Origin of the sequence: Streptomyces katrae, from assembly GCF_000717655.1 — a bacterium.
Classification (GTDB): domain Bacteria; phylum Actinomycetota; class Actinomycetes; order Streptomycetales; family Streptomycetaceae; genus Streptomyces; species Streptomyces katrae_B.
The window spans coordinates 1-23,738 of sequence record NZ_JNZY01000049.1; the positions used below are offsets into that span (position 1 = coordinate 1).

At 70.6% G+C, this 23,738-nt stretch carries 17 protein-coding genes and 4 pseudogenes; 13 read left to right on the forward strand and 8 right to left on the reverse strand.

Annotation, left to right across the window (positions count from 1 at the left end; genetic code table 11):
- Window positions 1-521: 521 nt before the first annotated feature.
- Window positions 522-1,214 (reverse strand): MerR family transcriptional regulator, encoded by a 693-nt coding sequence (locus IF09_RS0135425; RefSeq protein WP_030302992.1) that lies wholly within the window; start codon window positions 1,212-1,214, stop codon window positions 522-524.
- A 131-nt stretch (window positions 1,215-1,345) separates the two neighbouring features.
- On the opposite strand from IF09_RS0135425, the gene IF09_RS0135430 reads away from it, so the two are divergent.
- From IF09_RS0135430 to IF09_RS43925, 8 genes and pseudogenes are all read left to right on the forward strand, one after another.
- Entirely contained in the window at window positions 1,346-2,692 is a 1,347-nt protein-coding gene (locus IF09_RS0135430) for a YhgE/Pip domain-containing protein (protein ID WP_037636929.1), read from the forward strand.
- A gap of 246 nt (window positions 2,693-2,938) precedes the next feature.
- Window positions 2,939-4,756: a copper resistance CopC/CopD family protein gene (locus IF09_RS0135435; RefSeq protein WP_106975211.1), complete on the forward strand. Its 1,818-nt coding sequence runs from the start codon at window positions 2,939-2,941 to the stop codon at window positions 4,754-4,756.
- Window positions 4,757-4,956: 200 nt separating this feature from the next.
- A complete protein-coding gene (gene gnd / locus IF09_RS0135440; protein ID WP_030302996.1) occupies window positions 4,957-6,000 on the forward strand; it encodes a phosphogluconate dehydrogenase (NAD(+)-dependent, decarboxylating) in 1,044 nt (347 codons plus the stop codon).
- Window positions 6,001-6,011: 11 nt separating this feature from the next.
- Entirely contained in the window at window positions 6,012-7,484 is a 1,473-nt protein-coding gene (zwf, locus tag IF09_RS0135445; protein WP_030302998.1) for a glucose-6-phosphate dehydrogenase, read from the forward strand.
- A 114-nt stretch (window positions 7,485-7,598) separates the two neighbouring features.
- Window positions 7,599-8,342 (forward strand): beta-phosphoglucomutase family hydrolase, encoded by a 744-nt coding sequence (locus tag IF09_RS0135450; protein ID WP_030303000.1) that lies wholly within the window; start codon window positions 7,599-7,601, stop codon window positions 8,340-8,342.
- Window positions 8,339-10,741 carry a glycoside hydrolase family 65 protein gene (locus IF09_RS0135455; RefSeq protein WP_030303002.1) on the forward strand — a complete coding sequence of 801 codons (2,403 nt, stop codon included), beginning with the start codon at window positions 8,339-8,341 and terminating at the stop codon, window positions 10,739-10,741. Before IF09_RS0135450 ends, IF09_RS0135455 begins: the two co-directional genes overlap by 4 nt.
- A 727-nt stretch (window positions 10,742-11,468) precedes the next feature.
- The gene (locus tag IF09_RS0135460; RefSeq protein ID WP_030303003.1) at window positions 11,469-11,945 is read left to right on the forward strand and encodes a cupin domain-containing protein; all 477 of its coding nucleotides are present in this window, start codon (window positions 11,469-11,471) and stop codon (window positions 11,943-11,945) included.
- Between the two features lie 80 nt (window positions 11,946-12,025).
- Window positions 12,026-12,190: pseudogene (locus IF09_RS43925) on the forward strand (helix-turn-helix domain-containing protein); the annotation flags it as partial.
- A 31-nt stretch (window positions 12,191-12,221) separates the two neighbouring features.
- On the opposite strand, the gene IF09_RS0135465 reads toward IF09_RS43925, so the two are convergent.
- Window positions 12,222-13,256: a MerR family transcriptional regulator gene (locus IF09_RS0135465; RefSeq protein WP_051833485.1), complete on the reverse strand. Its 1,035-nt coding sequence runs from the start codon at window positions 13,254-13,256 to the stop codon at window positions 12,222-12,224.
- A gap of 144 nt (window positions 13,257-13,400) precedes the next feature.
- Here IF09_RS0135465 and IF09_RS0135470 point away from each other — a divergent pair, with 144 nt between their 5' ends.
- Entirely contained in the window at window positions 13,401-15,038 is a 1,638-nt protein-coding gene (locus IF09_RS0135470) for a carboxylesterase/lipase family protein (protein WP_030303008.1), read from the forward strand.
- Window positions 15,039-15,495: 457 nt separating this feature from the next.
- On the opposite strand, the gene IF09_RS45225 is transcribed toward IF09_RS0135470, so the two are convergent.
- The 3 genes and pseudogenes from IF09_RS45225 to IF09_RS41140 all read right to left on the reverse strand — a co-directional run bounded on the left by IF09_RS45225 (window position 15,496) and on the right by IF09_RS41140 (window position 17,270).
- Window positions 15,496-15,720: a hypothetical protein gene (locus tag IF09_RS45225; RefSeq protein ID WP_030303010.1), complete on the reverse strand. Its 225-nt coding sequence runs from the start codon at window positions 15,718-15,720 to the stop codon at window positions 15,496-15,498.
- Window positions 15,721-16,139: 419 nt separating this feature from the next.
- A complete protein-coding gene (locus IF09_RS0135485) occupies window positions 16,140-16,577 on the reverse strand; it encodes an NUDIX hydrolase (RefSeq protein WP_030303014.1) in 438 nt (145 codons plus the stop codon).
- Between the two features lie 42 nt (window positions 16,578-16,619).
- Window positions 16,620-17,270, reverse strand: a pseudogene (locus IF09_RS41140) (SDR family NAD(P)-dependent oxidoreductase).
- Between IF09_RS41140 and IF09_RS43940 the strand changes: the two are divergent.
- Window positions 17,181-17,495, forward strand: a pseudogene (locus IF09_RS43940) (hypothetical protein); the annotation flags it as partial. The pseudogenes IF09_RS41140 and IF09_RS43940 sit on opposite strands and share 90 nt — an antisense overlap.
- On the opposite strand, the pseudogene IF09_RS48670 reads toward IF09_RS43940, so the two are convergent.
- The 3 genes and pseudogenes from IF09_RS48670 to IF09_RS0135505 all read right to left on the reverse strand — a co-directional run.
- A pseudogene (locus IF09_RS48670) lies at window positions 17,484-17,600 on the reverse strand (NUDIX hydrolase); the annotation flags it as partial. The pseudogenes IF09_RS43940 and IF09_RS48670 sit on opposite strands and share 12 nt — an antisense overlap.
- Before the next feature lie 496 nt (window positions 17,601-18,096).
- The gene (locus IF09_RS0135500; protein WP_234321273.1) at window positions 18,097-19,854 is read right to left on the reverse strand and encodes a restriction endonuclease; all 1,758 of its coding nucleotides are present in this window, start codon (window positions 19,852-19,854) and stop codon (window positions 18,097-18,099) included.
- A gap of 240 nt (window positions 19,855-20,094) precedes the next feature.
- The gene (locus IF09_RS0135505) at window positions 20,095-21,060 is read right to left on the reverse strand and encodes a pirin family protein (RefSeq protein WP_030303019.1); all 966 of its coding nucleotides are present in this window, start codon (window positions 21,058-21,060) and stop codon (window positions 20,095-20,097) included.
- 106 nt (window positions 21,061-21,166) lie between these two features.
- On the opposite strand from IF09_RS0135505, the gene IF09_RS0135510 reads away from it, so the two are divergent.
- The 3 genes from IF09_RS0135510 to IF09_RS0135520 all read left to right on the forward strand — a co-directional run bounded on the left by IF09_RS0135510 (window position 21,167) and on the right by IF09_RS0135520 (window position 23,700).
- Complete coding sequence (locus IF09_RS0135510; RefSeq protein ID WP_030303021.1) at window positions 21,167-21,517, forward strand: tetratricopeptide repeat protein; 351 nt, start codon at window positions 21,167-21,169, stop codon at window positions 21,515-21,517.
- Between the two features lie 73 nt (window positions 21,518-21,590).
- Window positions 21,591-22,787 (forward strand): methyltransferase, encoded by a 1,197-nt coding sequence (locus IF09_RS0135515; protein WP_030303024.1) that lies wholly within the window; start codon window positions 21,591-21,593, stop codon window positions 22,785-22,787.
- Between the two features lie 52 nt (window positions 22,788-22,839).
- Window positions 22,840-23,700, forward strand: coding sequence for a MerR family transcriptional regulator (locus tag IF09_RS0135520; RefSeq protein ID WP_234321274.1), 861 nt, complete (start codon window positions 22,840-22,842; stop codon window positions 23,698-23,700).
- Window positions 23,701-23,738: the final 38 nt, after the last annotated feature.

Consider the following 23,738-nt stretch of genomic DNA (forward strand, 5'->3'; position numbering starts at 1 on the left):
GGCAGCGGGTGAAGCACCCGTGCCGCCCGGCGACACCTCCAGTTCTACGCACGTCCCGACCCCCTGGCAACGACCCCTCCTACTAGCGGCCCTCGCAGCGAGGGCCCACCGCTCTCGACGCTCGCGGACGTAATCGCGCAGATGGGGCGGCATGAGGCGGCGGGCACCGGGGCTCTCAGGCGGCTACTACCCGCGTTCGTGTGTGATGTGGGCCCTATGGGGCGGGTCACCTCCGGAGGGCCCGGATCTCACCGGACGTCACCACTCGTGCACCTTCGAGAAGCCCCACTGGATGTCCGATTTAGGCTGAAATCGAAGGAAATGACCGGCCTAAGGCTGCCTTCCGTGCGGCCCGCCCGGCCGGGGTGCCCGCCAGGTGGTGCCCACCGCACTGGCCGGCCTCCGCCGGCAGGGCCGGGCAGGTCCGGCCCGTGGGCCCGTACGTCCGGACGACGGCCGCGCTCCCGGCCGGCGACGAGCCCCTCGCGAGCCGGTGACGGCCCCTCGTCAGCCGGTGAACGCTACTGCCGTGGCGCCGCGTCCTCACCGCCGCCGGCGCCGTGACCGGCGCCGCCCGCGACCCGGCGCCGGACCTGGTCCTCCTGGGCGAGACGCCGCAGCAGCTCGAACACCGGGGCGCAGATCGCGAAGACGATGACCGCCCGCTCGGCCAGGGCCACCGGGTCGTCGAGGCCGGCTGCACGCTCCAGGTCCAGCCGGGCCACCGACTCGGCCAGTCGCGCGTAGGCGGCGAGTTCGCCCGGGGCGTACTGGGCGTCCAGCCGGCGCAGCTCCTCCAGCGCCGCCGTCAGCCCCTTCACGTGCGGTGAGGTGCCGGGCGCCTGCCAGTCCAGGGTCGCGAGCAGTTCCGCCACCTCGGCACCGGCGGCCGCGCCGCCCTCGGCCTCCTGTTCCCGGCCCGCGGCGCGCTGGGCCGCCACCGGCACCGGGAGCGCGTAGCTGACCGCTCCCAGGGCGCTCTCGGAACTGTGGGCCTGGTCGACCGCCCCGAGCACCTCACGGGTGGCGGCGATGGACAGGCCGCCGAGGGTGGTCAGCGCCTTGATCAGCCGCAGCCGTTGCACGTGCTCCTCCCCGTACTCGGCCAGGGTCGCGGCCGTCGCCCGCCCTGCGGGCAGCAGCCCCTGCCGAAGGAAGTACTTGATGCTGGCGACCGGCACGCCGGTCCGCCGGCTGAGCTCCGAGATCTTCATACGGCTTCCCTGCTGGTCATGCGGTCCGGTATCCGTCATCGCGATTGGACACCACAGCAAGATACTGCCACTATCCAGTAACTGGATACCATAAGTATCCAGCTTAGGAACGCAGCCGCACCGGAGATTCGATGCCTCACCCCACACCCCCCTCCGTGCTCCGCCGACCCCAGCTGTGGATCGGAACGGGACTCATCGCCGCGGTGGTCTCGATGCTGTTCGCCCTGCTCTACGTCGGCGGCAACGTCAACCCCCGGGGCAACCTGCGCGACCTGCCCGTGGCCCTCGTCAACTCCGACAGCGGCGCGGACATCAACGGCCGCCGCGTCAACCTGGGCGAGCAGATCGTCTCCGGCATCCAGAAGGCCGCCAAGGGCGACAAGAGCATCGACTGGCAGGTCGTCAGCCGCGAGGAAGCCGACAAGCGCCTGGGCCGGGGCAAGGTCTTCGGCGCCCTGGTCATACCGAGCGACTACTCCGCCACGGTGGCCGGGCTCACCGCCCCGCAGCCCGCGTCCCCGGGCAAGGCCGCCCCGCCGACCCTGACCGTGCTGACCAACCAGGCAGCGGGCAGCATCGGCTCCTCCATGTCCTCCCAGGCCGCCCAGAAGGCCGCCCACGCCGCCTCGGCCCAGCTCGGCCAGGAACTCCTCAAGCAGGCCGGAGCCCAGAAGACCCCGCTCCCGACGGCCGCCCAGCTCAAGCTGGCCGACCCGGTGACCGTGAACGTCGCCGACGGCCACCCCGTCGGCTCCCGCAGCGCCATGGGCCTGAGCGCCTTCTACTACGCACTGGTCCTGGTCGTCTGCGGCATGCTCGGCGCCAACGTGGTCAACTCCCAGGTCGACACCGCGCTCGGCTACCTGCACACCGACTTCGGCCCCTTCCGCAAGCGCGAACCCGTTCAGCACACCAGCCGCGTGCGCACCCTGGCCATCGGCACGGCGCTCATGCTCGGCCTGTCACTGGTGATGGGCACCCTGGTCGAGGTCGCCACGGTCGGCATCCTCGACATGGACGCCTCCCACCTCGGCCTGCTGTGGCTGTACTCGGTCGCCACCATCGCGGTGGTCGGCATCGGAAGCCTGGCCCTGTTCGCCGCCTTCGGCACGCCCGGCATGCTGCTCGCCACCATCGTCTTCGTCGCGATGGCCGTACCCTCCTCCGGCGCCACCGTGCCCGTCCAGGCGCTGCCCGGGTTCTTCCGCGCCCTCGCCGGGTTCGAGCCGCTGCGCCAGATCACCGAGGGTCTGCGCTCCATCCTCTACTACGGAGCCCAGGCCGACGCGGGCCTTGCCCGGGCCTGGGCCGCGATGGGCGTCGCCCTCGTGGCCGCGCTGGTCTTCGGCTTCGCCGTCACCCGCCTCTACGACCGCAGGGGGCTGCACCGCATCCCCCTCCCCGACGCCGAAACCGGTGCCGCGGTCCCCGCCGAGACCCCTGAGCCCCCGGAGACCACTGCGCCGGCCACGGCCTGACACGGAACGGGACGGCCACGGCCTCGGCCGGCCGGCGGCCGGACCCTTACAGGAGGAGGGCTCCGGCCGCACACGAGGCGGTGGCCTTTAGCGGAAGTTGCGCAACCCGGGCTGCCTCCTGGTCGGCTGGTCTATCGTCCACCACTGCGGCAGGGCCCCCATCCCTGCCCCGTGCGGACGGCGATGCGCCGATGACGACCGACCCGGAGGCCGCCCTTCATGCCCAGCGGATCGAGCCTCGCGAGGATGTCCGCAACCGTCCTGACGCTTCTCTCCGCCCTGTGCGCCCTGCTCCTCGGCGGGGCCGCCCCCGCCCTCGCACATGCCGGCCTCAGTGGCTCCGACCCCGCGGAGGGCGCCGTACTCAACACGGCGCCGAAGCAGGTGACGCTCACGTTCACCGAGTCGGTCGGCTTCCCCGACGGGTCCCTGCGCGTGCTGTCGCCCGCCAGTGACCGCGTGAACCCGCGCCCCGCACGGCATGCGGAGGGCCGGGAGAACACGGCCCAGGTGGAGCTGCCGGGAAACCTGGCCCAGGGCACCTACACCGTGGCCTGGCGGGTGGTCTCCGCCGACGGTCACCCCATCTCCGGCGCGTTCACCTTCTCCATCGGGAAGCCGTCCGAGACCACCGCGGTGGTGGCGAAGACCTCCCCGGACGACACGGCGGCCAGCCGCCTGTACGGCTGCTTCCGCTACGTCGCCTACAGCGGCCTGGCGCTGCTCGTCGGAGCCGCGGCGTTCGCCCTCGTCTGCTGGCCGGCGGCGGGCGGAAGCCGTCCGCTGCGCCGACTGGTGGTGGCCGGCTGGGCGACCCTGGCGGCGTCGACGGTGGCCCTGCTCCTGCTGCGCGGCCCGTACGAGACGGGCGGGCCCCTGTCGTCGGCGCTCGACCTGCCCCTGCTGGGCCGAACGCTCACCGGGAGACCGGGGACCGCCCTGGCCGCACGCCTCGTACTGCTCGCCCTCGCCACCGTGTTGATGCGGCAGAAGCCCGTACGACTCGGCGTCCGCCCGCGGCTCGTCGCCACATCAGCCCTCGCCCTGGGCTTGGCCCTCACCTGGGCTGGCGCCGAGCACGCATCCGCCGGCATCCAGGTCCCGCTCGCCATCCCCGTCGCCGTGCTGCACCTGCTGGCCATGGCCGTGTGGCTGGGCGGTCTGATCACTCTTGTGACCGCCCTGCGCCACGGGGGGCCCGACGGCTGTGAGATCCCGGCTTCCGCCGTCAGGCGCTTCTCATCGTTGGCCTTCGCGGCCGTGGTGGTTCTGGTCGGCACCGGGGTCTACCAGTCCTGGCGGCAGGTGGGCTCCTGGACGGCCCTCTCCACCACGTCGTACGGCAGGACCCTCGTCCTCAAGATCGCCGCAGTGGTCCTGCTGCTGTGCGTGGCGGCCCTCTCCCGACGGTGGACCGCCCGCCTGACGGGCGAGGGGGCGCCGGCTGCCATGGAACTCGAGCAGGTGCGCGTCCCGCAGACCGTGGGTGCGCCGAGTGCACCGAACGAAGCCGGCACGGGCAGCGGCAAGGAGACCACGGCCACTCGCATCGACAGCGAGCCCCCGGCCGTCGACGCCTCGGGGTATCGCCGTCGCTTGCGCCGCACCGTGGGGGCCGAGGCCGCCGTCGGTGCCGTCGTCCTGGTGATCTCCACCCTGCTCACCGGCACCCAGCCGAGCCGAGCCGCCGGGACCACCGCCTCGACCGCCGCGCAGGAACCGGCGGTGAAGGTGGTCACGGTGCCGTTCGACATGGGGACGGCGAACCACCAGGGCACGGTGCAGATCACGCTGGCGCCGGGCCACGTCGGCGAGAACACGGTGGAAGCGGTGGTCTTCACCCCGGACGGCGGCATCTCCAGCGTCCCCGAGCTACGGCTCGCCCTCACCCAGCGCGACCAGGGAATCGGCCCCCTCGACTCCAAGCTCAGGAACCAGCAGGGCTATTGGGCCACGTACGACCTCCGGCTGCCCATGGCCGGCACATGGAACCTGGACGTCACGATCCGCACCACGGACATCGACCAGGTCACCGTGGGCACGACCCTCCGCGTCACGCCCTGACCTTCCGCACGGAGCACAGCAGACCGTGTCCCGAGACCACCGACAGGGCCGAGTGGCGCAGTCCCGGGTGCCGGGGTCGTGGTGGGCGGGCACAGTGGGCGCGGAGGGGGAAAGTGGCGCGGGCGTGCCGCGCACGCGGGACGGCGCGTGCCGCGTGGTGCGGGCTCGCGGCCGAGGAACGCGAGAACGGGAGCACGGCGATGGCATCGGACGCACCCATGCAGCTCGGAATGGTCGGACTGGGCCGGATGGGTGCCAACCTGGTGCGCCGGCTCATGCAGGACGGCCACCGCTGCGTCGTCAACGACGTCAGCCCCGACGCCGTACGGGCACTGGAGGGTGAGGGCGCGACGCCGGCCTTCTCGCTGGAGGAGCTCGTCGAGCGGCTGGAACGGCCCCGCGCCGTGTGGCTCATGGTGCCGGCGGGCGTGGTCCAGGAGACCCTGGACCGGCTGGTCGGGCTCCTGGACCCCGACGACACGGTCATCGACGGGGGCAACTCCTACTACCGGGACGACATCACCCGGGCCCGGGACCTCACCTCGCACGGCATCCACTACGTCGACTGCGGCACCTCGGGCGGTGTCTGGGGCCTGGAACGCGGCTACTGCCTCATGATCGGCGGCGAGCAGGGTCCCGTGGAACGGCTCGCCCCGCTCTTCCGCACCATCGCGCCCGGCACCGGAAGCGCCGAGCCCACCCCCAGCCGGACCCGGACCGGGGGCACCGCGTCGCACGGCTACCTCCACTGCGGGCCCAGCGGCGCCGGTCACTTCGTGAAGATGGTCCACAACGGCGTGGAATACGGGATGATGGCCGCCATCGCCGAGGGCCTCGCCATCATCAAGCACGCCGACGCCGGCCTGCGCTCGCGTACCGCCGACGCCGAGACGGCTCCCCTGTCCGATCCCGAGGCCTACCGGTACGAGATCGACGTGGCCGAGGTCGCCGAGGTGTGGCGCCGCGGGTCGGTCGTCGGATCATGGCTGGTCGACCTCACCGCCGACGCCCTGGCCCGCTCCCCGCAGCTGGACGACTTCTCGGGCCGCGTGTCCGATTCCGGCGAAGGGCGCTGGACCGTGCTGGCGGCCATCGAGGAGAGCGTGCCCGCCCCGGTGATCAGCGCCGCCCTCTACGAGCGCTACGAGTCCAGGGGACTCGGCGAGTTCACCGCCAAGGTGCTGTCCGCCATGCGCAGCGAGTTCGGCGGCCATGCCGAGAAGCGCCCCGGCGCCGACGCGTGAGGAGGCCCGCCATGGACAGGGATTCCGACCCTTCCCGGCCCGGGCACCGCCCCGCGGACCACGTCGTCGTACTCTTCGGCGCGACGGGTGACCTGGCCAGGCGCAAACTGCTGCCGGGCCTGTTCCACCTCGCCAAGGCGGGGCTCCTGCCGCAGCGCTACCGCATCGTCGGCTCCGCCCCGGCGGCCGAGGCCCTGAGCGACGAGCAGTTCCGCGCCCACGCGCGCCGGGCGGTGGCGGAGTTCGGCCGCTCGCGCCCCGAGGGCCCCGCGTGGCAGGAGTTCGAGGCCGCCCTGTCCTTCGGTGCGGCCGACACGGGCGCGACCGAGCCGCTGGTGACGGCGGTGGGCGAGGCCGAGCGGGCCGTCGGCGGCACTCCGCGGCGGCTGTTCCACCTCGCCGTCCCGCCCGTGGCGTTCACTTCCGTCATCGAGCTGCTCGGGACCACGGGGCTGGCCCGGGACGCGCGTGTCATCGTCGAGAAGCCCTTCGGCACGGACCTCGCGTCCGCCCGCGCGCTCAACGCGGCCGTCCACGCCGTCTTCGACGAGTCCCGGGTGTTCCGCATCGACCACTTCCTCGGCAAGGAGGCGGTGGACAACATCCTCGCCCTGCGGTTCGCCAACGGTCTCTTCGAGCCTCTCTGGAACCGCGAGCACATCAGTCACGTGCAGATCGACGTGCCCGAGCAGATCGACATCCAGGGCCGCGCCCACTTCTTCGAGGGCACCGGAACCTTCCGTGACATGGTCGTCACGCACCTGTTCCAGCTGCTCGGATTCGTGGCGATGGAACCGCCGGTCGCCCTCGAAGCGCAGTCGCTCCGGGACGAGCAGGTCAAGGTCTTCCGCAGCATGCGGCCCCTGGACCCCGCCCACGTCGTACGCGGCCAGTACACCGGCTACCGCGCCGAGCCGGGGGTCGATCCGGCCTCGGACACCGAGACCTTCGTCGCGCTGCGCGTCGACATCGACAACTGGCGCTGGGCGGGCGTGCCCTTCCACCTGCGCTCGGGCAAGGCGCTGGCCGAGGGCCGGCACGTCGTCACCCTCGGCCTGCGCGAGCCCGTGCTGGGCATGTTCCCCCTGGACGCCAGGGAGGCGGCGGACGGCCGCGCCAACGCACTCGTCATCGACTTCGCCGACCCCGGCTCCATCACCGCCCACTTCCTCGCCAAGGAACCCGGCCCCACCATGCAGCTCGCGGAAGCCGACATGGTCTTCGGCTACCGCAGCTCCTTCACCACCGAGAACGCCCTGGAGGCGTACGAGCACCTCATCCTCCAGGCCATGCTCGGCGACCAGTCCCTCTTCACCCGCTCCGACGGCATCGAACGCCTGTGGGAGGTCTCCTCGCCGCTGCTGGACGCGCCTCCACCCGTCGTCCCGTACGCCGCCGGATCCTGGGGGCCCGAGGCCATCACCTCCCTCGTCGGCCCCTACCGGTGGCACCTGCCCGACCGGCACCGGTCCGGCGGCCGGTGAGGCGACGGGCGCGTTGCTCCGAACGCCACACCCCCTCAGCCGCACGGGGTACGGCGCCCGTCCCACGAGCGCCGTACTGCCCGCCGGCGGCCGCATCCTCCTAGCCTCGACGGCATGCTGGGACTCCCCGACCACGTCCGTGCCTGCCTCTTCGACCTCGACGGCGTGCTCACCCGGACCGCGAAGGTCCACGCGGCCGCCTGGAAAGCGATGTTCGACGACTACCTGCGCCGGCGGGCCGACCGCGACGGTTCACCCTTCGTGCCCTTCGACGCCGTGCACGACTACGACGAGTACGTGGACGGCCGTCCCCGCGAGGACGGCGTACGCACCTTCCTCGCCTCCCGTGACATCACGCTGCCCGAGGGCACGGGCAGTGACGGCCCCGAGCAGGAGACGGTCCACGGCCTGGGCACCCGCAAGAACGACCTGGTGCTGCGTGCGATCCGCGAGCAGGGGGTGGACTCCTACGAGGGCTCCGTGGCGTACGTGCGCGCCGTACGCGACGCGGGCCTGCGCCGCGCCGTCGTCTCCTCCAGTGCCAACTGCCGCGACGTGCTGGTGGCCGCCGGCATCGAGGACCTCTTCGAAGACCGTGTCGACGGCATCACCATCGCCGAGCAGGGATTGCGCGGCAAGCCCTCCCCCGACAGCTACCTGGCGGCCGCCCGCCTCTTCGCCGCCGACCCGCGCGATGCCGCCGTGTTCGAGGACGCGCTGGCCGGTGTGGCCGCCGGCAAGGCGGGCGGCTTCGGTTTCGTCGTCGGCGTCGACCGCACCGGCCAGGCGGCCGAACTGCGTGCGCACGGGGCCGATGTCGTCGTCACCGATCTCTCCGAGCTGCTGGACCGCGGATGATCACTCACGAGAACTTCGCGACCGAGCCCTGGCAGCTGCGGGAGACGACCCTCGACCTCGACGTCCTCGCGCAGAGCGAATCCGTGTTCGCCCAGTCCAACGGCCACCTCGGCTGGCGCGGCAACCTCGACGAGGGCGAGCCCCACGGCTTGCCGGGCTCCTACCTCAACAGCGTCTACGCGAGCCACCCACTGCCCTACGCCGAGGCCGGGTACGGGTATCCCGAGTCCGGGCAGACGATCGTCAACGTCACCGACGGCAAGGTCATCCGGCTGCTGGTCGACGACCACCCCTTCGACCTGCGCTACGGCGAACTCCTCTCGCACGAGCGCGTCCTGGACTTCCGTACCGGTGTCCTGAGCCGGTCCGCGGAGTGGACCACGCCCTCCGGCCGGACGGTACGCCTGATCTCGCACCGCGTGGTCTCCCTCGCGCAGCGGGCCGTCGCGGCGATCTCGTACAGCGTCGAGACCGTCAACGGTCCGGCCACGATCGCCGTGCAGTCCGAGCTCGTCGCCAACGAGCAGCTGCCCACGGCCTCCGGCGACCCGCGCATGGCCGCCGCCGTCGACTCCCCGCTGCTCCCCGAGGAGCACTACGCGCACGGCACGCGGCTGCGCCTCATCCACTGCACGGCCACCAGCGGGCAGCGCGTAGCGGTGGCGGCCGACCACATCGTGGAGGGCCCCGCCGGCACCGCATGGTCCGCCGAGAGCGAACCGGACGTCGCCCGCCTGACCGTGACCGCCACCCTCGAACCCGGACAACGGCTCGAACTCGTCAAGTTCGTGAGCTACGGCTGGTCCGCGCAGCGCTCCCTGCCCGCCGTACGCGACCAGGTGGAGGGCGGCCTGGCAGGGGCCCGCACCACCGGATGGCAGGGGCTGCTCGACGCGCAGCGGGCCTGCCTGGACGAGTTCTGGTCCAGTGCCGACGTCGAGGTGGAGGGCGACGAAGAGGTCCAGCAGGCCGTCCGGTTCGCCCTCTTCCACCTCTACCAGGCCTCCGCGCGCGGCGAGCGGCGCCCCATCCCGGCCAAGGGCCTCACGGGCACCGGCTACGACGGCCACGCGTTCTGGGACACCGAGTCCTTCGTCCTGCCCGTCCTCACGCACACGGCGCCGTACACCGTCGCCTCCGCCCTCGCCTGGCGGCATTCCACGCTCCCCCGCGCGCTGGAACGCGCCCGTCAACTCGGCCTGGAGGGTGCGGCCTTCCCCTGGCGTACGATCAACGGCGCCGAGTGCTCCGGTTACTGGCCCGCCGGGACCGTCGCCTTCCACGTCAACGCCGACATCGCCGCGGCCGTCGAGCGGTACGTGTTCGCCACCGGTGACCGGGAGTTCTACCGCGGCCCCGGACTCGACCTGCTGGTGCACACCGCCCGGCTCTGGCGCTCGCTCGGCCACTTCGACGCCGACGGCGTCTTCCACATCGACGGGGTCACCGGCCCCGACGAGTACAGCGCCATCGCACGCGACAACCTCTACACCAACGCCATGGCCCGGCGGAACCTCCTCGCCGCGGCGGACGCCGTCTCGCGCCACCCGGACCGGGCACCGGACCTCGGCGTCGGCGCCGAGGAGATCGCGGACTGGCGCAACACCGCCGCGCGGACGGCCCTCCCCTACAGCCAGCGGCTCCAGGTGCACGAGCAGTCCGACGGCTTCACCGACCAGGAACCCTGGGACTTCGACGGCACCTCCGAGGACCAGTACCCACTGCTGCTGCACTTCCCGTACTTCGACCTGTACCGCAAGCAGGTCGTCAAACAGGCGGATCTGGTCCTGGCCATGGTCACGTGCCCGGACGAGTTCACCGCCGAGGAGAAGATCCGCAACTTCGCCTACTACGAACCGCTGACGGTCAGGGACTCGTCCCTCTCCGCCTGCTGCCAGGCCGTGCTCGCCGCCGAGACCGGCCACCTGCGCCTCGCCTGGGCCTATACCCGCGAGGCGGCGCTGATGGACCTGGACGACCTCGAACACAACACGCGGGACGGCCTCCACATGGCCTCGCTCGCCGGCACCTGGATCGCGCTGGTCCAGGGCCTCGGCGGGTTGCGCCGTTTCCGACAGGCTCCGGCGGGACACCCGCAGGACCAGCCGTCCGGGGCCCCGCAGGCCGAGGAACCGCAAGCCCCGGTGCGCTTCGCACCGCGTCTGCCACCCTCGCTGACCCGGCTGGCCTTCAACGTCCGTGTCCAGGAGCGGCTGCTGCGCATCGACATGAGCCAGCCGACGGCCCGCTACACGCTCCTGTCCGGAGAGCCCCTCACCGTGATGCACCACGGCACCCGGGTCGCGCTCACCCTCGGCACGCCGACGGACCTCACCGTCCCGCCCGCGCCCGACTCCCCCGAACCCCGCCAGCCCAAGGGCCGCGCCCCCGCCACCTGAGGTGCGCGGCACGGCACGGAGTCGCTGCCTCAGTGCCGCTCGGACGTCCCGGCTCACCCCGACCGGGGAGCGGGTCAGTCGCGAGGTGATGCTGAAGCCGCCTGCGCGTTGGGTAGATACTCGCCGTAGAGGCCGGGGGCACCTACCTGGGCCCGGTCGCCCACGCCGTTCTCCACCACTCCGCCGCCCCGGTCGCGGTCGTTCCCCACCCCCGAGGGGCCACCTGTCCCGTGGATGGGGTGCGTCGCCCATCGTGGGGCGTGCGCGCACGCCCCGCACGCCGGCCCGGCCACCCGCGTCCTGGTGTCACTCGCCCACCACGCCAGGTGACACCAATGACGCGAAACGTCACGCAAAGTGTCATCCTGGCGCGTAGGAATCCTGTTCCGCCATAACGTCAGGAGTCGGCGGGCCGGGTGCGTTGTCGTGCAACGATGCAGTCTCTGACTCAGGGGCCGCGGATAGTGCCGGAGTGCGCGGACGGGCACTCGATCATGGAGGTGTCGCGAGCCCGCATGGCAGGCAGGGCTGTCATCGACTGCACGAACCCGGTCGACTACACGTCCGAACGCATGGCGGAATGTGGCAACGGGTCACGGCCGGCCGCTTGTGCGGTAGCAGCTCGCTACTCGTGGCCAGAAGAGCCCAGGGCTTTGAGAATGTCGACGTGCGCTGGCACAAGACCCGACCGTGTACCGCGTACCGTCTTCGTTGACCGGGAGAAAGTATGACCATCAAGGACATCGGGCCGGAGCCTCAGAGCTTCGACCTGGAGAAGGCGACGCTCGAGAACACGAACTACCGCGCCGTCGCCTGGTCCGGGAAGTACCTACAGCTGACCCTCATGTCGATCCCGGTGGGGGAGGACATCGGCTTGGAAGCGCACCCGGAGACCGACCAATTCCTACGACTCGACGCAGGCCGGGGCCGCGTCCAGATGGGCCGCACGAAGGACCGACTCGACTTCGACCAGGAGGTCGGGGATGGCTGGGCAATCTTCGTACCCGCCGGCACTTGGCACAACGTCACCAACATCGGTGACGAGGCCCTGCGGCTCTACGCCGTATACGCACCGGTCCACCACGCGTCGGGCAAGATCCACGCGAAAGCCGCCGACGCGGAGCGCGACGAGCGCTCAGGTAACGACGAGCCGGCAAGCTGGTCGGCCCAGCCTGCCCAGCAGCCATCGGACGAGCACGCCTAACCGCCCGTACACCCGTCTGGCAGCGCCGCCCTCTGCACCGCCCGCGCACAGTGAACACGGTGCGACGCTGCCTGCGGGCGATGTTGCTGCTGGCCCCGACCGGCTGCAGCCGGATGCCATCGATCGCGCAGCTGGTCCAAGCGGACGAGGGCACGATGCGGGACGTGATCCACCGGTTCGACAAGACAGGTCTGTCCTGCCCGGCCCCTCGGTGGGCCGCACGACGGCCCCGCCTGCTCAGCCCGGACGACGAGGCCTTCGCCGTCACCACGTCCCTCAGCTCTCGTGCCCAGTTGCGTGTTTCTTGGAGCTCGGGCCCCTCGACGCCGAAGGCTCGTTCTCGGCTATCGAGATCGACAGTCCGTCGGTCAGCCATCGGTGAGCCACCGTCATGTTCAGCACGCGCCCGCCGGTGGCGGTGCCGACGAGGGCCCAATACCGTTCCAGGCGGTGGTCGAAGCCGGATGACCTCGACACCAGCCCGTGCAGGTATGCGCGGAAGGCGGGGGTGTCCGACTCCCGCCGGGCTCGTGCGTGGGCGGATACGAATGCGTTCACCGCATCCCCGTCGTTGGGCGGGAGACCCTGGGCCAAAGCGGCGGCCGTCAGAACGGCAGCATCGTCGATCTCTCCGTAGAAGGCCGGGGCGTCCCTCATCTCTTCGTCGTGGTCCTGAGTCCAGCGGGTGAAACTGGGCGTGGCGATGAGCAGATGAAGCTCTGCGTAGGCCAGGGCCGAACCGGGATCGGGGTCCTGCGGTGGGGCGGGTGACAGCATGGCGATCATGATGTCGAGTCGGCGCTTGGGCATGGCCGCGGACAGCTCGCGATACCAGTGATCGGTGAGAGTGCGGTGCGCTTGTGGAAGCCGCTGCACGCGGGAGAGGATCTCCAGACGCCGGAGCCGCTCCTCGCCCGTGCAGTCGTCCAGGGACTTGAGCGTGGCCTGGCGCCACCGCAGTTCGGTCAGTCGTTCCTGCACCACTTCGAGCTCGGTTGCCACCAGTTCACCGAGGGAGCACTCACCGGTGACCACCTGCGTGATGGTCGCGATCGGGGTGTCCAGGGCCCGTAGGCGTCTGATGAGCCGGATCCGCTCCCACGCCTCAGGACCGTAGCGCCGATGGCCACCGGCGCTACGGCCGGCCACGGGCAGCAGACCGCTGTCGGAGTAGTAGCGGAGGGTCTTCACCGGAACCTCCGTTCCGGCCGCGAGTTCACCGATGCTCCACGTGTCTTGCGTCACAGCCTCTTGAACCTCCAGCGCGCGGGAGGTCCTAGCGTATTGAGCACTGACCGCGCCGGTCGGCACCGGCCCCCCACCACTCAGGCCTCGTTCCGGCCCGAGCGGCCTCGTGCGGCCTCGTCCGATCCCGTCCCCGACCAAGAACGGTGGGTAGGCATGTCCCCGACTACGACAGCACCCCGTCCATGCCGAAGAGCCAGGATCCGTGGGGTGCTCTTCCCCGTGCTCTCGGCGGTGGCGCTCGTCACCGCCACCGCCGTGCCGGCGACCGCCGCACAGCCCGGTTCCCCGCATTCCGCGAGGCAGAGCGGTACCGTTGTTCGGACCGACCACGGCCTGGTACGCGGTGTGTCACACGGCTCGTACACCACCTTCGACGGCATCCCCTACGCTGCGCCTCCGACCGGGCCGCTGCGCTGGCGCGCTCCGGTGCCCCCCGCCATGTGGCACGGTGTCCGGGATGCGACGACGGCAGCTGAACGCTGCGTGCAGATGCCGACACCAGGCACGAGCGCGGCCCTCGGATCGGAGGACTGTCTCTACCTCAACGTCACCGTCCCGACGCCAAAGCCGGCAGGACAGAAGCGGCCCGTGCTGGTGTGGATGCACGGCGGTGCATTCCTGGGCGGTTCCGGCGGTGACTACAGCGCCGAACAACTGGCGGCCCGGGGTGACGCGGTCGTCGTCACGGTCAACTACCGGTTGGGAATCTTCGGCTACTTCGGCCACCCCGGGTTGGGCTCCGCCCCACCGTTCGGCCTGGCGGACCAGCAGGCCGCTCTGCGCTGGGTGCGGGCGAACGCGGAGCGCTTCGGCGGTGATCCGCGCAGTGTCACGCTGTTCGGTGAGTCGGCAGGCGCCCTCAGCATCTGTGCACACCTCACCTCGCCGACGGCCGTCGGACTCTTCCAGCGGGCCATACTCCAGAGCGGTTCCTGCCTCACGTCCTTCCCACGCGGCGCTCTCGGACCCGGAATACCGGCGTACGAGCCGTTCGCCTCACAGCACGATGTCCAGACGGCCGGTGCAGAAGCCGCCCGGCAACTGGGCTGCCCAGCGGGCGGCGGAGACGAGGTGCTGGCGTGCCTGCGCGGGCAGAGCGCGGATCGCCTCGCCACCGCGCAGCTGATGCAGTCCTTCAACCGGCCCGCCTTCGGCAACGCGCTGCTGCCCGTGGCACCGGACCAGGCGTTGGCATCGGGACGCTTCCACCGCGTGCCGGTCATGCTGGGCACCAACCACGACGAGATGCGGATGTTCGTCGGCCTGACGCTCACCGCGTTCCCGATCCGCACCGAGAGCGACTATCGCGCCCGTCTGGTGGACGCCTTCGGGCTCGCCGCCCCAGCCGTCGAGGCGCAGTATCCGGCCGCACACCACCCCACGCCCGCACTGGCATGGGCCACGGTGCTGACCGATCGATCCCTCGCATGCACCACACTGGCGGCCGGCCGAACCATCGCCGCCCATGCCCCCGGCCTCCCCCTGTACGGCTACGAGTTCAGCGATCCGGACGCTCCTGTCCTCACCGGTCTACCGGCGAACCCGGGCTTCCCCTACGGTGCGGCGCACGGCTTCGAGATGCCGTTCCTGTTTTCCTCCCTCCCCACCGAGCGACCGCTGACCGACGCCCAGCGCGCCCTGTCGGACCGGATGGTCGACTACTGGACGAACTTCGCGCGCACCGGCAACCCGAACACCTCCAACGCACCGCTGTGGCCTCTCCTCCACCCTTCGTCACCTCTCGCGCGGTCGGTGCAGTCGCTGGCTCCCGGAGCAGGCGGAATCCATCCCGTCGATGTGCGTTCCGCACACCACTGCTCGTTTTGGGACCGCCTGCCACAGTGAGCCTCTGCGCGTATGCGAGGTGGGCAGCATGAGCGAGCCCACCGACGGCGCAGCCCGCGCAGTGCCCGGCCCACGGTCCGCCGCCTTACCGCTGCCTCCGGCAACGGTCCCTGCTGGGCCGGAGGACGGCGACATCACCGACAGGCTGGCAGAGGCGTACTGGGGGCGGGAAGACGTACGACTTATGACAGCAGGAGGACGCGGGCCACCCACCCGCCTCACCATCACGTTCCGCCGCGGCGGGGAGACGTGGACAGTGACCCGGAGGGCCGCCAACCCCGACAGGCGGCCTGAGCAATCGACGCAGCCGAGCGCTTGAGTGAGCGGCCTGTCCGTCCCTCAGAGCCGAAGGGACGGACAGGCTGTCACTGGCCAGCGGAGGACAGCCGTCCTCTCACCGGGTGATCTGGCAGCCAGCCGCTCATTCGCGAGGTTGACGGCATCTCGACGAAACGCTTCACCACTGATTGGCGATCCAGCTCTCCCGTTCAGCCTGGAGTTCGGGTACCTTGACCTCGATTGGGGCGAGGTCGATGCCGCTCAGCGGAAACGTCCAGTGCTGCACGGCGAGGCGCGCGTCGTCCTTCGTCAGATCTTGCCAGTACAGGTCGGCGGCGCCCAGCTGCATCAGGACTTGCTCGTTGAGCGCTTGGATCTCACTCCAGTGGGTGTCATCGGCCACGGTAACGAGGAGGCCGGCTTCTCCACCCAGGAGAAGGCGATCGCCCGCCTCACCACGGTCTACCAGGAGAAGAAGGCCGCCCCAAGGAACCAGAGCAAGGCCGAGCGCATCCAGAAGTACGGCGCGATGCAGTTCCGCGAGTACACCGCAGAGTGGAAGGCCGGCCAGCGCGGCCTCGCCGAGTCCTCACTCCGCACCCTGGAGTCCCTCCTCGAGCACCACATCCTCCCCACCCTCGGCAGTCGACGAATGAGCACGTTCGACCACAAGGTCGTCGACGGCTTCATCCGTACCATGGAGCGGAACGGTGCCGGCCTGGCGACCCAGTCCAACGCCTTCGACAAGGTGAAGTCGGTCCTCCTCGACGCCTACCGCCTCGGTGTCTACCGGCCCTGGGCCAAGTCCACAAAGGCGGACAGCTACTTCGCAGCCTCAGCCCGAAGGGTGCCGGCGCCGATGGCGCCCCGGAGGACGTGGGCGATCTCCTCGGGCTTGAGGTCGATTCCGTCGAGCCCCTCGACGGTCAACGGGATTTCCTCCAGCGCGTACTCGCCGCGGCCCTCGGCGCTGAACTCGGGACCGGTGCGGTCGTCGAAGGACCAGGTGGCGATGCGGGCGAGGTAGAAGAGCTGACGCTCGTCGTCGGACTCCATCGTGTGGAGGAGTCGGACGATGTCGGCCTTCCCAGCGACCTCCTCGTGGATCTCCCGGTGAAGGGCGGCCTCCCGCGACTCATCACTGGGTTCGACGCCGCCGCCGGGCAGGACCCAGTACACGGGGATGCCGGGCTTGGTCCGGCGGATGACCAGCATCGTGTCGTCAGCGGTGACGAGGACGCCGCGGACTCGTTCGATCATTTCGGTCTGTCTCCTTCCGTGTTGACGATCCTAGTGCAGCACTCAGCCGCCATCGACGTGGACGGATTGCCCGGTGATGAACGACGCGGAGGGGCCCACGAGGAACGCCACCAGGGTCGCGACATCTTCGGGCCGACCACGGCGAGGGACGCACTGGCGCTTGATCTGGTCCTCCGGGCGCGCGCAGTGCTGAGCGGGGACGGCGTTCTCGGCCTCGACCTGCATGGCGCCCGGCATGACCGTGTTGACGCAGACCCCGTACGGGCCCAGTTCGCGGGCGAGGGAGCGGGTCAGGCCCAGTAGTCCCGCCTTCGCGGTGCTGTACGCGACCAGGTGCGTGCGACCGGCGCGGGCGTTCATGCTGCCGATGTTGACGATCCGGCCCCAGCGGCGTTAGACCATCCTGGGGGTCACGGCGTGGCAGGTGCGGTAGTGGGCGGTGAGGTTCACGTCGAGGGAGTAGTCCCAGGCCGCCTCGTCGGTGTGCTGCCAGGGGACGCGGGGGCAGGAGCCAGCATTGTTCGCCAGGATGTCGATGGGGCCGAGTACTGCATGATGGCTAGGTTGCGGAGCCCATGTGCTGGCCCTCGTACGCGATGAGATCGTCTCGGCGAGGCGGCGATCGCCGAACCGTTGATCGCGGATACCCTGGCGCGGGAGGATCCCGCGAATCAGCGCGGCCGGGCGTTCCACGCCTTCTGGCTGGCCCGTACTCAGCTGCAGCGGGGCAAGCTCGACCAGGCTTGCCACACAGCGATAGAGGCACTGGTGCCCGCCGCGGCGGTGTCGTCCGAGCGGGTGACCGGGCACCTTCGCGAGTTCTACGAGCAGCTTGCGCCCTATCGCGAGGTGCCGGCCGCGGTTGCATTCGAGGCACGCCTACGAGCAATGCTTCCCCCCGCCGGGTCAGCGAACCCCTTCGTCCATCAGGACGTAGAGGAGGCCGACGAGAGAGCCGCTGCTGACGATCTCGCGGTGGTCGATCATGCCCCGGATGTTCGCCAGCGGAATCCACTCGACCCGATGTCGGTGAGCCACAAGTTCACCCACTTGTTTTCGTAGATCGGACGTTCACCGTGGATCTTCCACTGCATCGCTGCGGCCCCTCTCGATCGACCTCCAGCATCGCAGAGCCCTATCGAAAAGAAGCCTGGTTCAGGCAAATTCACGTCACACTGACGAATATGGGCAGGGTCCTGTCGGCGCTCAGGCGCTCCTGCTGGAGCCCGGCCATGGAGACTCCACCATCTTCGCCCCGTTGACCGCCGTCCGGGCCGAACACCTCGGCTGGCGGCAGACGTACGCAGTCATCGCCGTGATCCTGGCGTCATCAGCATCCCCGCACATGCCCTGCCCTGCGCGCCCCGTGGCCTGCCGCCCCGCCCCAGCCCCCCGCAGCGGACCGCATCCTCGGCGGATACCCGCCTCTCCTTGCCGTCCTGGCAGCCTCTCAGGCTCCTACGTCCCAATCGCCCACGTCCACCGCGGAGCACCCAGGGGTCACGCCATGGGCACGTCGTCAGCGGGGCCGGCGCTTGGGAGGAATGGGGCCCGGGATGACATCGAGGTTGAGATGTTCCTTGAACAGGTGGACGAGGTTGGCGCCGTCCAGGAGTTCCAGGCGTCCGTGGTCGTTCGCGAACGCCTCGCTCGCCCGGCCGAACCACGAGGTCGTCACCAGGATGCCCTTGGCTGCCCGCTTGTGCTCCACGACGCCGGCGAGGGCGGAGACCGATTCGAAGGGCACCACCTTGGCAGTGCGTTTGGCCTGAATGATGCACAGGCCTCGCATGACCGGGTCGGTGTTCATCGCCACAGCGTCCACACCCTCGTCCTGCGACGGTCGCGTGTTGACACTGTCGAGGCCAATGGCTTCGAACAACTGCCGGACCAAGTGCTCGAACTCCGTGGGCGAGAGGTCCATCAGCACGGGACGGCTGTCCAGGCCCGCCACGACGTCCATGCTGTCCATCAGCCGGTACTTGCTCAAGTCGAAGGTGACCAGCGGGCGCACCGGCTCCAGCTGGTACGGATTCGGTGAGATCAGCGATCGCAACCGCTTCAGGCAGGCCTGCGGATCGACTTGGGTGAGCACCAGTTCGCTGAACTCCTCCCTTGCCGCCTGGAGAGTGATCAGACACGGGTGCACCTCGCGGCCCGTGGCACGGTCGATGGTCGCCACGTGCCCGTTCAGCGCCACGGACCTCACCACCCCGTCGGTGTCCGCCGCGAACAACTCGTGGACGGTCCGCAGTGCCGTCTGCGCCAGTACGGACGCGTACAGCTCGTGGCGCTCCTTCTCGGGCCTCGGGACAGGCGTGATCTCGTCGCGCGTCTTCACGTACCGGTAGGCGCGGGCCGCCGGGACCACATCTTCCAGCGGCAGGTCGATCTCGACCAGCAGGTCTCCCGTATCTGCCTGGTAGGAGACCTGGTGCGCCTTCGGGAAGCCGTGGGGATACGTGGAGGCGGCCAGGACCTGGTCGATGAACCACTCGACCGCTTCGACGTCGCGCTCCTGGTAGGCGACGCGGCGTGCCTCGATCCCGGCATTCCACTCCTCGATGCGGGCCGCTTCCTGTTGGTTGCGTTCGTCATGGCGGGCCTGCGCCGCATCCAGCTTCCCGACCCGCTTGTGCTCCTCGCGAGCATGGTCACGCAGCGCCTCGTCGAACCGCTTGCGTGCAGCCTCCATCTCCGCGTCGTACGAACGGCGCCCGAAGCCGAGCGCGCCCAACCACCCACGCGGCGGCTCGGGCTCGTACTCTCCCCACCGCGGGAGGGGAACGGGCTTCGTGCGGCTCTTGGACGGCGCGAAGACCGCAGGGACGAAGTGCTGCCTGAGACTGTCGAAGCTCAGGGGCCGGCCCTCCAGCACCGCCGCACGTAACAGTCCCGCCAGCTGCTCGACGTCGTGCTCGGTCACGCTCGTCTTGTCGACGGCCTCCTGGGCACGTGCGGCCTCGTAGGCAACCTTCTCGTCGCGTGCCTTGCGCTTGGCCTCCGTCTCAGCAGCCTTCCGGCGCCGCTCACGTTCCTTGGCCTGCCGCGCCCGCTCGCGCGCGTACTCGTCGCCCCCACCCGCCACCGCCACCCCCAGGTCCCTGCACGCCGGTCCGCTCAGAACTTCCCCCACCCAGGGTCGTGCAATCCGCTTGCCTACCCACTCGATCACTGGAACGCCCGCAAGCGCCCTCTGCGTCCGGGCCGGGCGAGAAGAGCTTTGACGGCTACGCTCTGTAAAACCTGCTGCGCCGTGCCCGAGGAGCCCCTCCACGGTTCATTCGGGACCATCGGAAGACATCCCTCGACCTGACGAACCGTCATCAAAGTCAGCATTGGGTCAGCATTGGTCCTGGCAAAGCTGACCCCAGCTGGTCACACCTGGGAAACGTCGAGAGCCCGGAGAGGGCCTCTCGCAGCCCGCGTCGCCCACCCCGGCGGAACGATCTCCGCGCGGGATACGGCCCCTCTCCGGCTGATCTCGACTTGTCGGGTTACTTTGGAAAACCGCAGGTCAGCGCACCCGTCCGCGCGCCTTCAGCGGCCCCGGCGGGAGCTGCGGCGCAGGGATCGGAGGGCCGTCGTAACCCTTCACTTCGCCGTACCGGGAGCCTTCCATCCAGTCCTTGCGGGCTTGTACGATCTCCTCGTTGCTCCGGCCGATCCAGTTCCAGAACATCACGATCTCCTCCTCGAACGGCTCGCCGCCCAGGAGCATCAGGCCGGCGTCCGAGGTCGCGCGCAGGGGGAGTTCGGTGCGGCCGCAGCCGAGGTAGAGCATCGAGCCCGGGAGGACCGGGACGCCGTCCACGTGGGCCTCGCCGGACATCGACAGGACCGCGTACTCGAAGTCCGGGTCCAGCGGGAGCCGGGTCTCCGTGCCCGCCGCCAGCGCCAGGTCCGCACCGACGATCGGGCTGTACGCCGTGCCCGGTGAGGTCGCCGTGTCCAGGGTGCCCAGGATGACCGTGGCGGTCAGGCCCGGGGCGGTCACGCGCGGGAGCTCCGCGTGGTGCTGGAAATGGGGTTCCACATGGCGGTGGGCCTCCGGGAGGGCCACCCACAGCTGGGCGCCGTGCAGGAGGCGGCCGTGCGAGCGGGGGCTCTCCTCGGAGTGGCTGATGCCACGGCCCGAGGTCATCAGGCCGAGCTCGCGCGGGCGGATCGTCTCGAGGCTGCCCACGCTGTCGCGGTGCAGCACCTCGCCGTCGTGCAGCCAGCTCACGGTCTGGAGACCGGAGTGCGGGTGCGGGGCGACCTGCATGCCGGGCTCGCCGGCGATGTCGTCCGGGCCGTAGTGGTCGACGAAGCACCAGGCGCCCACCATGCGGCGTCCCAGGTTGGGCAGGAGTCGGCGGACCTCGGTGGATTCCCCGAGCTTGACCGTGCGCGGGCTGAGGAGCTCGCGGACGGGTTCGGCCACGACGAAGCCGCGGCCGCCGCAGGCGGAGAGAGCGGGCTGGCGATCGAGATTGCTCATACCGCACAACTTAGTACCGCCACCGGCGCCGCGTTCGGTGGAATGTCCGGCTGCCGTCACGTGTTGGAGGGGGCGGACGCACCACCTGAACGGCGGAAGGGACGCGATGAACGCGCCGACGGCGTATTTCGAGCTCGGGACGGCAGCCGAGCGCTGGGACCGGGCCCGGCTCTTCTTCGAGGCGAAGGAGTACGCGACGGCCGCACCCATCCTGGCCTCACTGACCGGCGAGGCCCCCGAGCAGCTGGCGCCCCGGCTGCTGCTGGCCCGCGCCTACTACCACTCCGCCCAGCTCTCGCGCGCCGAGCACGAGCTCCGCGCCATCCTCGAGCGCTGGCCCGTGGAGGACTACGCCCAGCTGATGCTCGGCCGGACCCTGGAGCGCCAGGGCCGGACCACCGAAGCCCGCCCCCACCTGCGGATGGCCGCCGCAATGGCCGGCGACTTCCCCGAGTAGCGCGCCCGCTGGCGCACCCACCGGCCCCGTGCATGCGGGGCCGGGCGGCCGCCTCGGTTAGCCTGGGAGCACGATGAACCGTCTGACCACGCCTTTCGGCTCCTACGAGCTCACCCGCTTCCCCGAAGACCCGCGCGACCAGCTCCGCGCATGGGACGCCGCCGACGAGTACCTGCTGCGCCACCTCGACTCCGGTACGGGGGAACACGGCCCGGTGGACCTGGCCGGCGCCGGCCAGATCACCATCCTCGGGGACCGCTGGGGTGCGCTCACGACGGCACTCGCCGCGTACCACCCGACGCAGATCACCGACTCCTACCTCGCCCGGGCCGGCACCGCGGCCAACCTGGACCGCGCCGGGATCGGCACCGCCAAGACCACGGTGCGGCTGCTGACCACGCAGGACGCACCGCCGGAGCGGATCGACGTACTCCTCGTCCGGGTGCCGAAGAGCCTGGCGCTGCTCGAGGACCAGCTGTACCGGCTGGCCCCGCACGTGCACGCGGGTACCGTCATCGTCGGCACGGGCATGGTCAAGGAGATCCACACCTCCACGCTGAAGCTCTTCGAAAAGATCCTCGGCCCGACGAAGACCTCGCTCGCCGAGAAGAAGGCCCGCCTGATCTTCTGCACCCCCAGCGCCACGTCGACGCGGGCCGTCGACCCCTGGCCGGTGACGTACACGCTGGACGCGGAAGCGGGCTCGGGCGCCGGCCTGACCGCCGTCAACCACGCGGGCATCTTCTGCGCGGACCGGCTCGACGTCGGCACCCGCTTCTTCCTCCAGAGCATCCCGAACAACACGAACGGCGCCCGGGTCGTGGACCTCGGCTGCGGCAACGGCATCGTCGGCACGGCGGTCGCGGTCGCCGACCCCAAGGCCGAGATCGTGTTCACCGACGAGTCGTACCAGGCGGTCGCCTCGGCGAAGGCCACGTTCCGTGCCAACGTCCTGCGCGAGCGCGAGCGGGCCGACTTCCTCGTCGGCGACGGCGTGTCGATGCTGGACCCGGCCTCGGTCGACCTGGTGCTGTGCAACCCGCCGTTCCACTCCCACCAGGCGACGACGGACGCGACGGCGCTGCGCATGTTCGCGCAGTCGCGCAAGGTGCTGCGTCCGGGCGGTGAGCTGTGGGTGATCGCCAACCGCCACATGGGCTACCACACGCATCTGCACCGCCTCTTCGGCAACAGCGAAGTCGTCGCGAGCGAGCCGAAGTTCGTCGTACTGCGGGCGGTCAAGCAGGAGATGCGGCCGCGCCCCACGTGACCTGCTGGTATACCCGCCGGTACAGCCTGCGGTACGTCCTACACTCGGCCGCGTGAACAGCCTGGTGCGACAAGACGGTACGGACGACCGTGCGGACAGCGGTGCGGACGGCGGTACGGGCGCCGGTGCGCACGACCGTGCAGGCGGCGGTACGGGCGGCGGTCCGAGCGGCGAGCGGTACCGCCGGGAGGACCTGGCCGCCGCGGCCGGCGTCAAGGTGCGCAACCTGCGCTACTACCAGGAGCGCGGGCTGCTCCCGCCGCCGCGCCGCGAGGGCCGTATCGCCTGGTACTCGGCGGACCACCTGACCCGGCTGCGGCTGATCAGCGATCTGCTGGGCCGCGGATACACCGTCAACGGCATCGCCGAGCTGCTGCACGCCTGGGAGGCGGGCGGCGGCCTGTCCCAACTCCTGGGCCTTGAGCGGGCGATGACCCGGGACTGGGTCCAGGAGGAGCCGGTCACCATGACCTTGGCCGAACTGCGCGAGCTGTTCGGCCCGGCCGCGACGGCCGAGGACACCCGGCGGGCCGCGCAGCTGGGGTACGTACGGATCGAGGGCGACCGGGTCACGCACCGGAGCGGGAGGCTGCTGGAGGCGACGCTCACGCTCGTACGGCAGGGCGTGCCGCTGGCGGAGATCCTCGATGCCGGGGACTTCGTGCAGACGCAGGCGGCTGCGCTCGCCGACCGGTTCGTCGGACTGTTCCGGCGGCATGTGATCGGCCCCGACGGACTTGAGCAGCTTTCGGCCAGCCAACTGGATCACATCTCGGACGCGGCTGGGGCGCTGCGGCCGGTGGCGGGCGAGGTCGTGGCCGCGGAGTTCGCCCGGGCGATGGCCCGGCGGATGGAGACGGAGGTCGCCGAACTGCTCCGCAAGGAGGCGGAGGAAGCCGTAACCGATCAGTAGGAGTCGGCCGAAAAGGTACGGTCGAGCAACCTTGCCAA

What these genes read in the sequence shown, in the direction of transcription:
- IF09_RS0135515 (WP_030303024.1), top strand. Translation starts at nt 21,591, where the DNA reads ATGAACCGTCTGACCACGCCTTTCGGCTCCTACGAGCTCACCCGCTTC.
- IF09_RS0135455 (WP_030303002.1), top strand. Translation starts at nt 8,339, where the DNA reads ATGATCACTCACGAGAACTTCGCGACCGAGCCCTGGCAGCTGCGGGAG.
- gnd (WP_030302996.1), top strand. Translation starts at nt 4,957, where the DNA reads ATGGCATCGGACGCACCCATGCAGCTCGGAATGGTCGGACTGGGCCGG.
- IF09_RS0135505 (WP_030303019.1), bottom strand. Translation starts at nt 21,060, where the DNA reads ATGAGCAATCTCGATCGCCAGCCCGCTCTCTCCGCCTGCGGCGGCCGC.
- IF09_RS0135450 (WP_030303000.1), top strand. Translation starts at nt 7,599, where the DNA reads ATGCTGGGACTCCCCGACCACGTCCGTGCCTGCCTCTTCGACCTCGAC.
- IF09_RS0135485 (WP_030303014.1), bottom strand. Translation starts at nt 16,577, where the DNA reads ATGATCGAACGAGTCCGCGGCGTCCTCGTCACCGCTGACGACACGATG.
- IF09_RS0135510 (WP_030303021.1), top strand. Translation starts at nt 21,167, where the DNA reads ATGAACGCGCCGACGGCGTATTTCGAGCTCGGGACGGCAGCCGAGCGC.
- IF09_RS0135460 (WP_030303003.1), top strand. Translation starts at nt 11,469, where the DNA reads ATGACCATCAAGGACATCGGGCCGGAGCCTCAGAGCTTCGACCTGGAG.
- IF09_RS0135435 (WP_106975211.1), top strand. Translation starts at nt 2,939, where the DNA reads ATGTCCGCAACCGTCCTGACGCTTCTCTCCGCCCTGTGCGCCCTGCTC.
- IF09_RS0135430 (WP_037636929.1), top strand. Translation starts at nt 1,346, where the DNA reads ATGCCTCACCCCACACCCCCCTCCGTGCTCCGCCGACCCCAGCTGTGG.
- IF09_RS0135425 (WP_030302992.1), bottom strand. Translation starts at nt 1,214, where the DNA reads ATGAAGATCTCGGAGCTCAGCCGGCGGACCGGCGTGCCGGTCGCCAGC.
- zwf (WP_030302998.1), top strand. Translation starts at nt 6,012, where the DNA reads ATGGACAGGGATTCCGACCCTTCCCGGCCCGGGCACCGCCCCGCGGAC.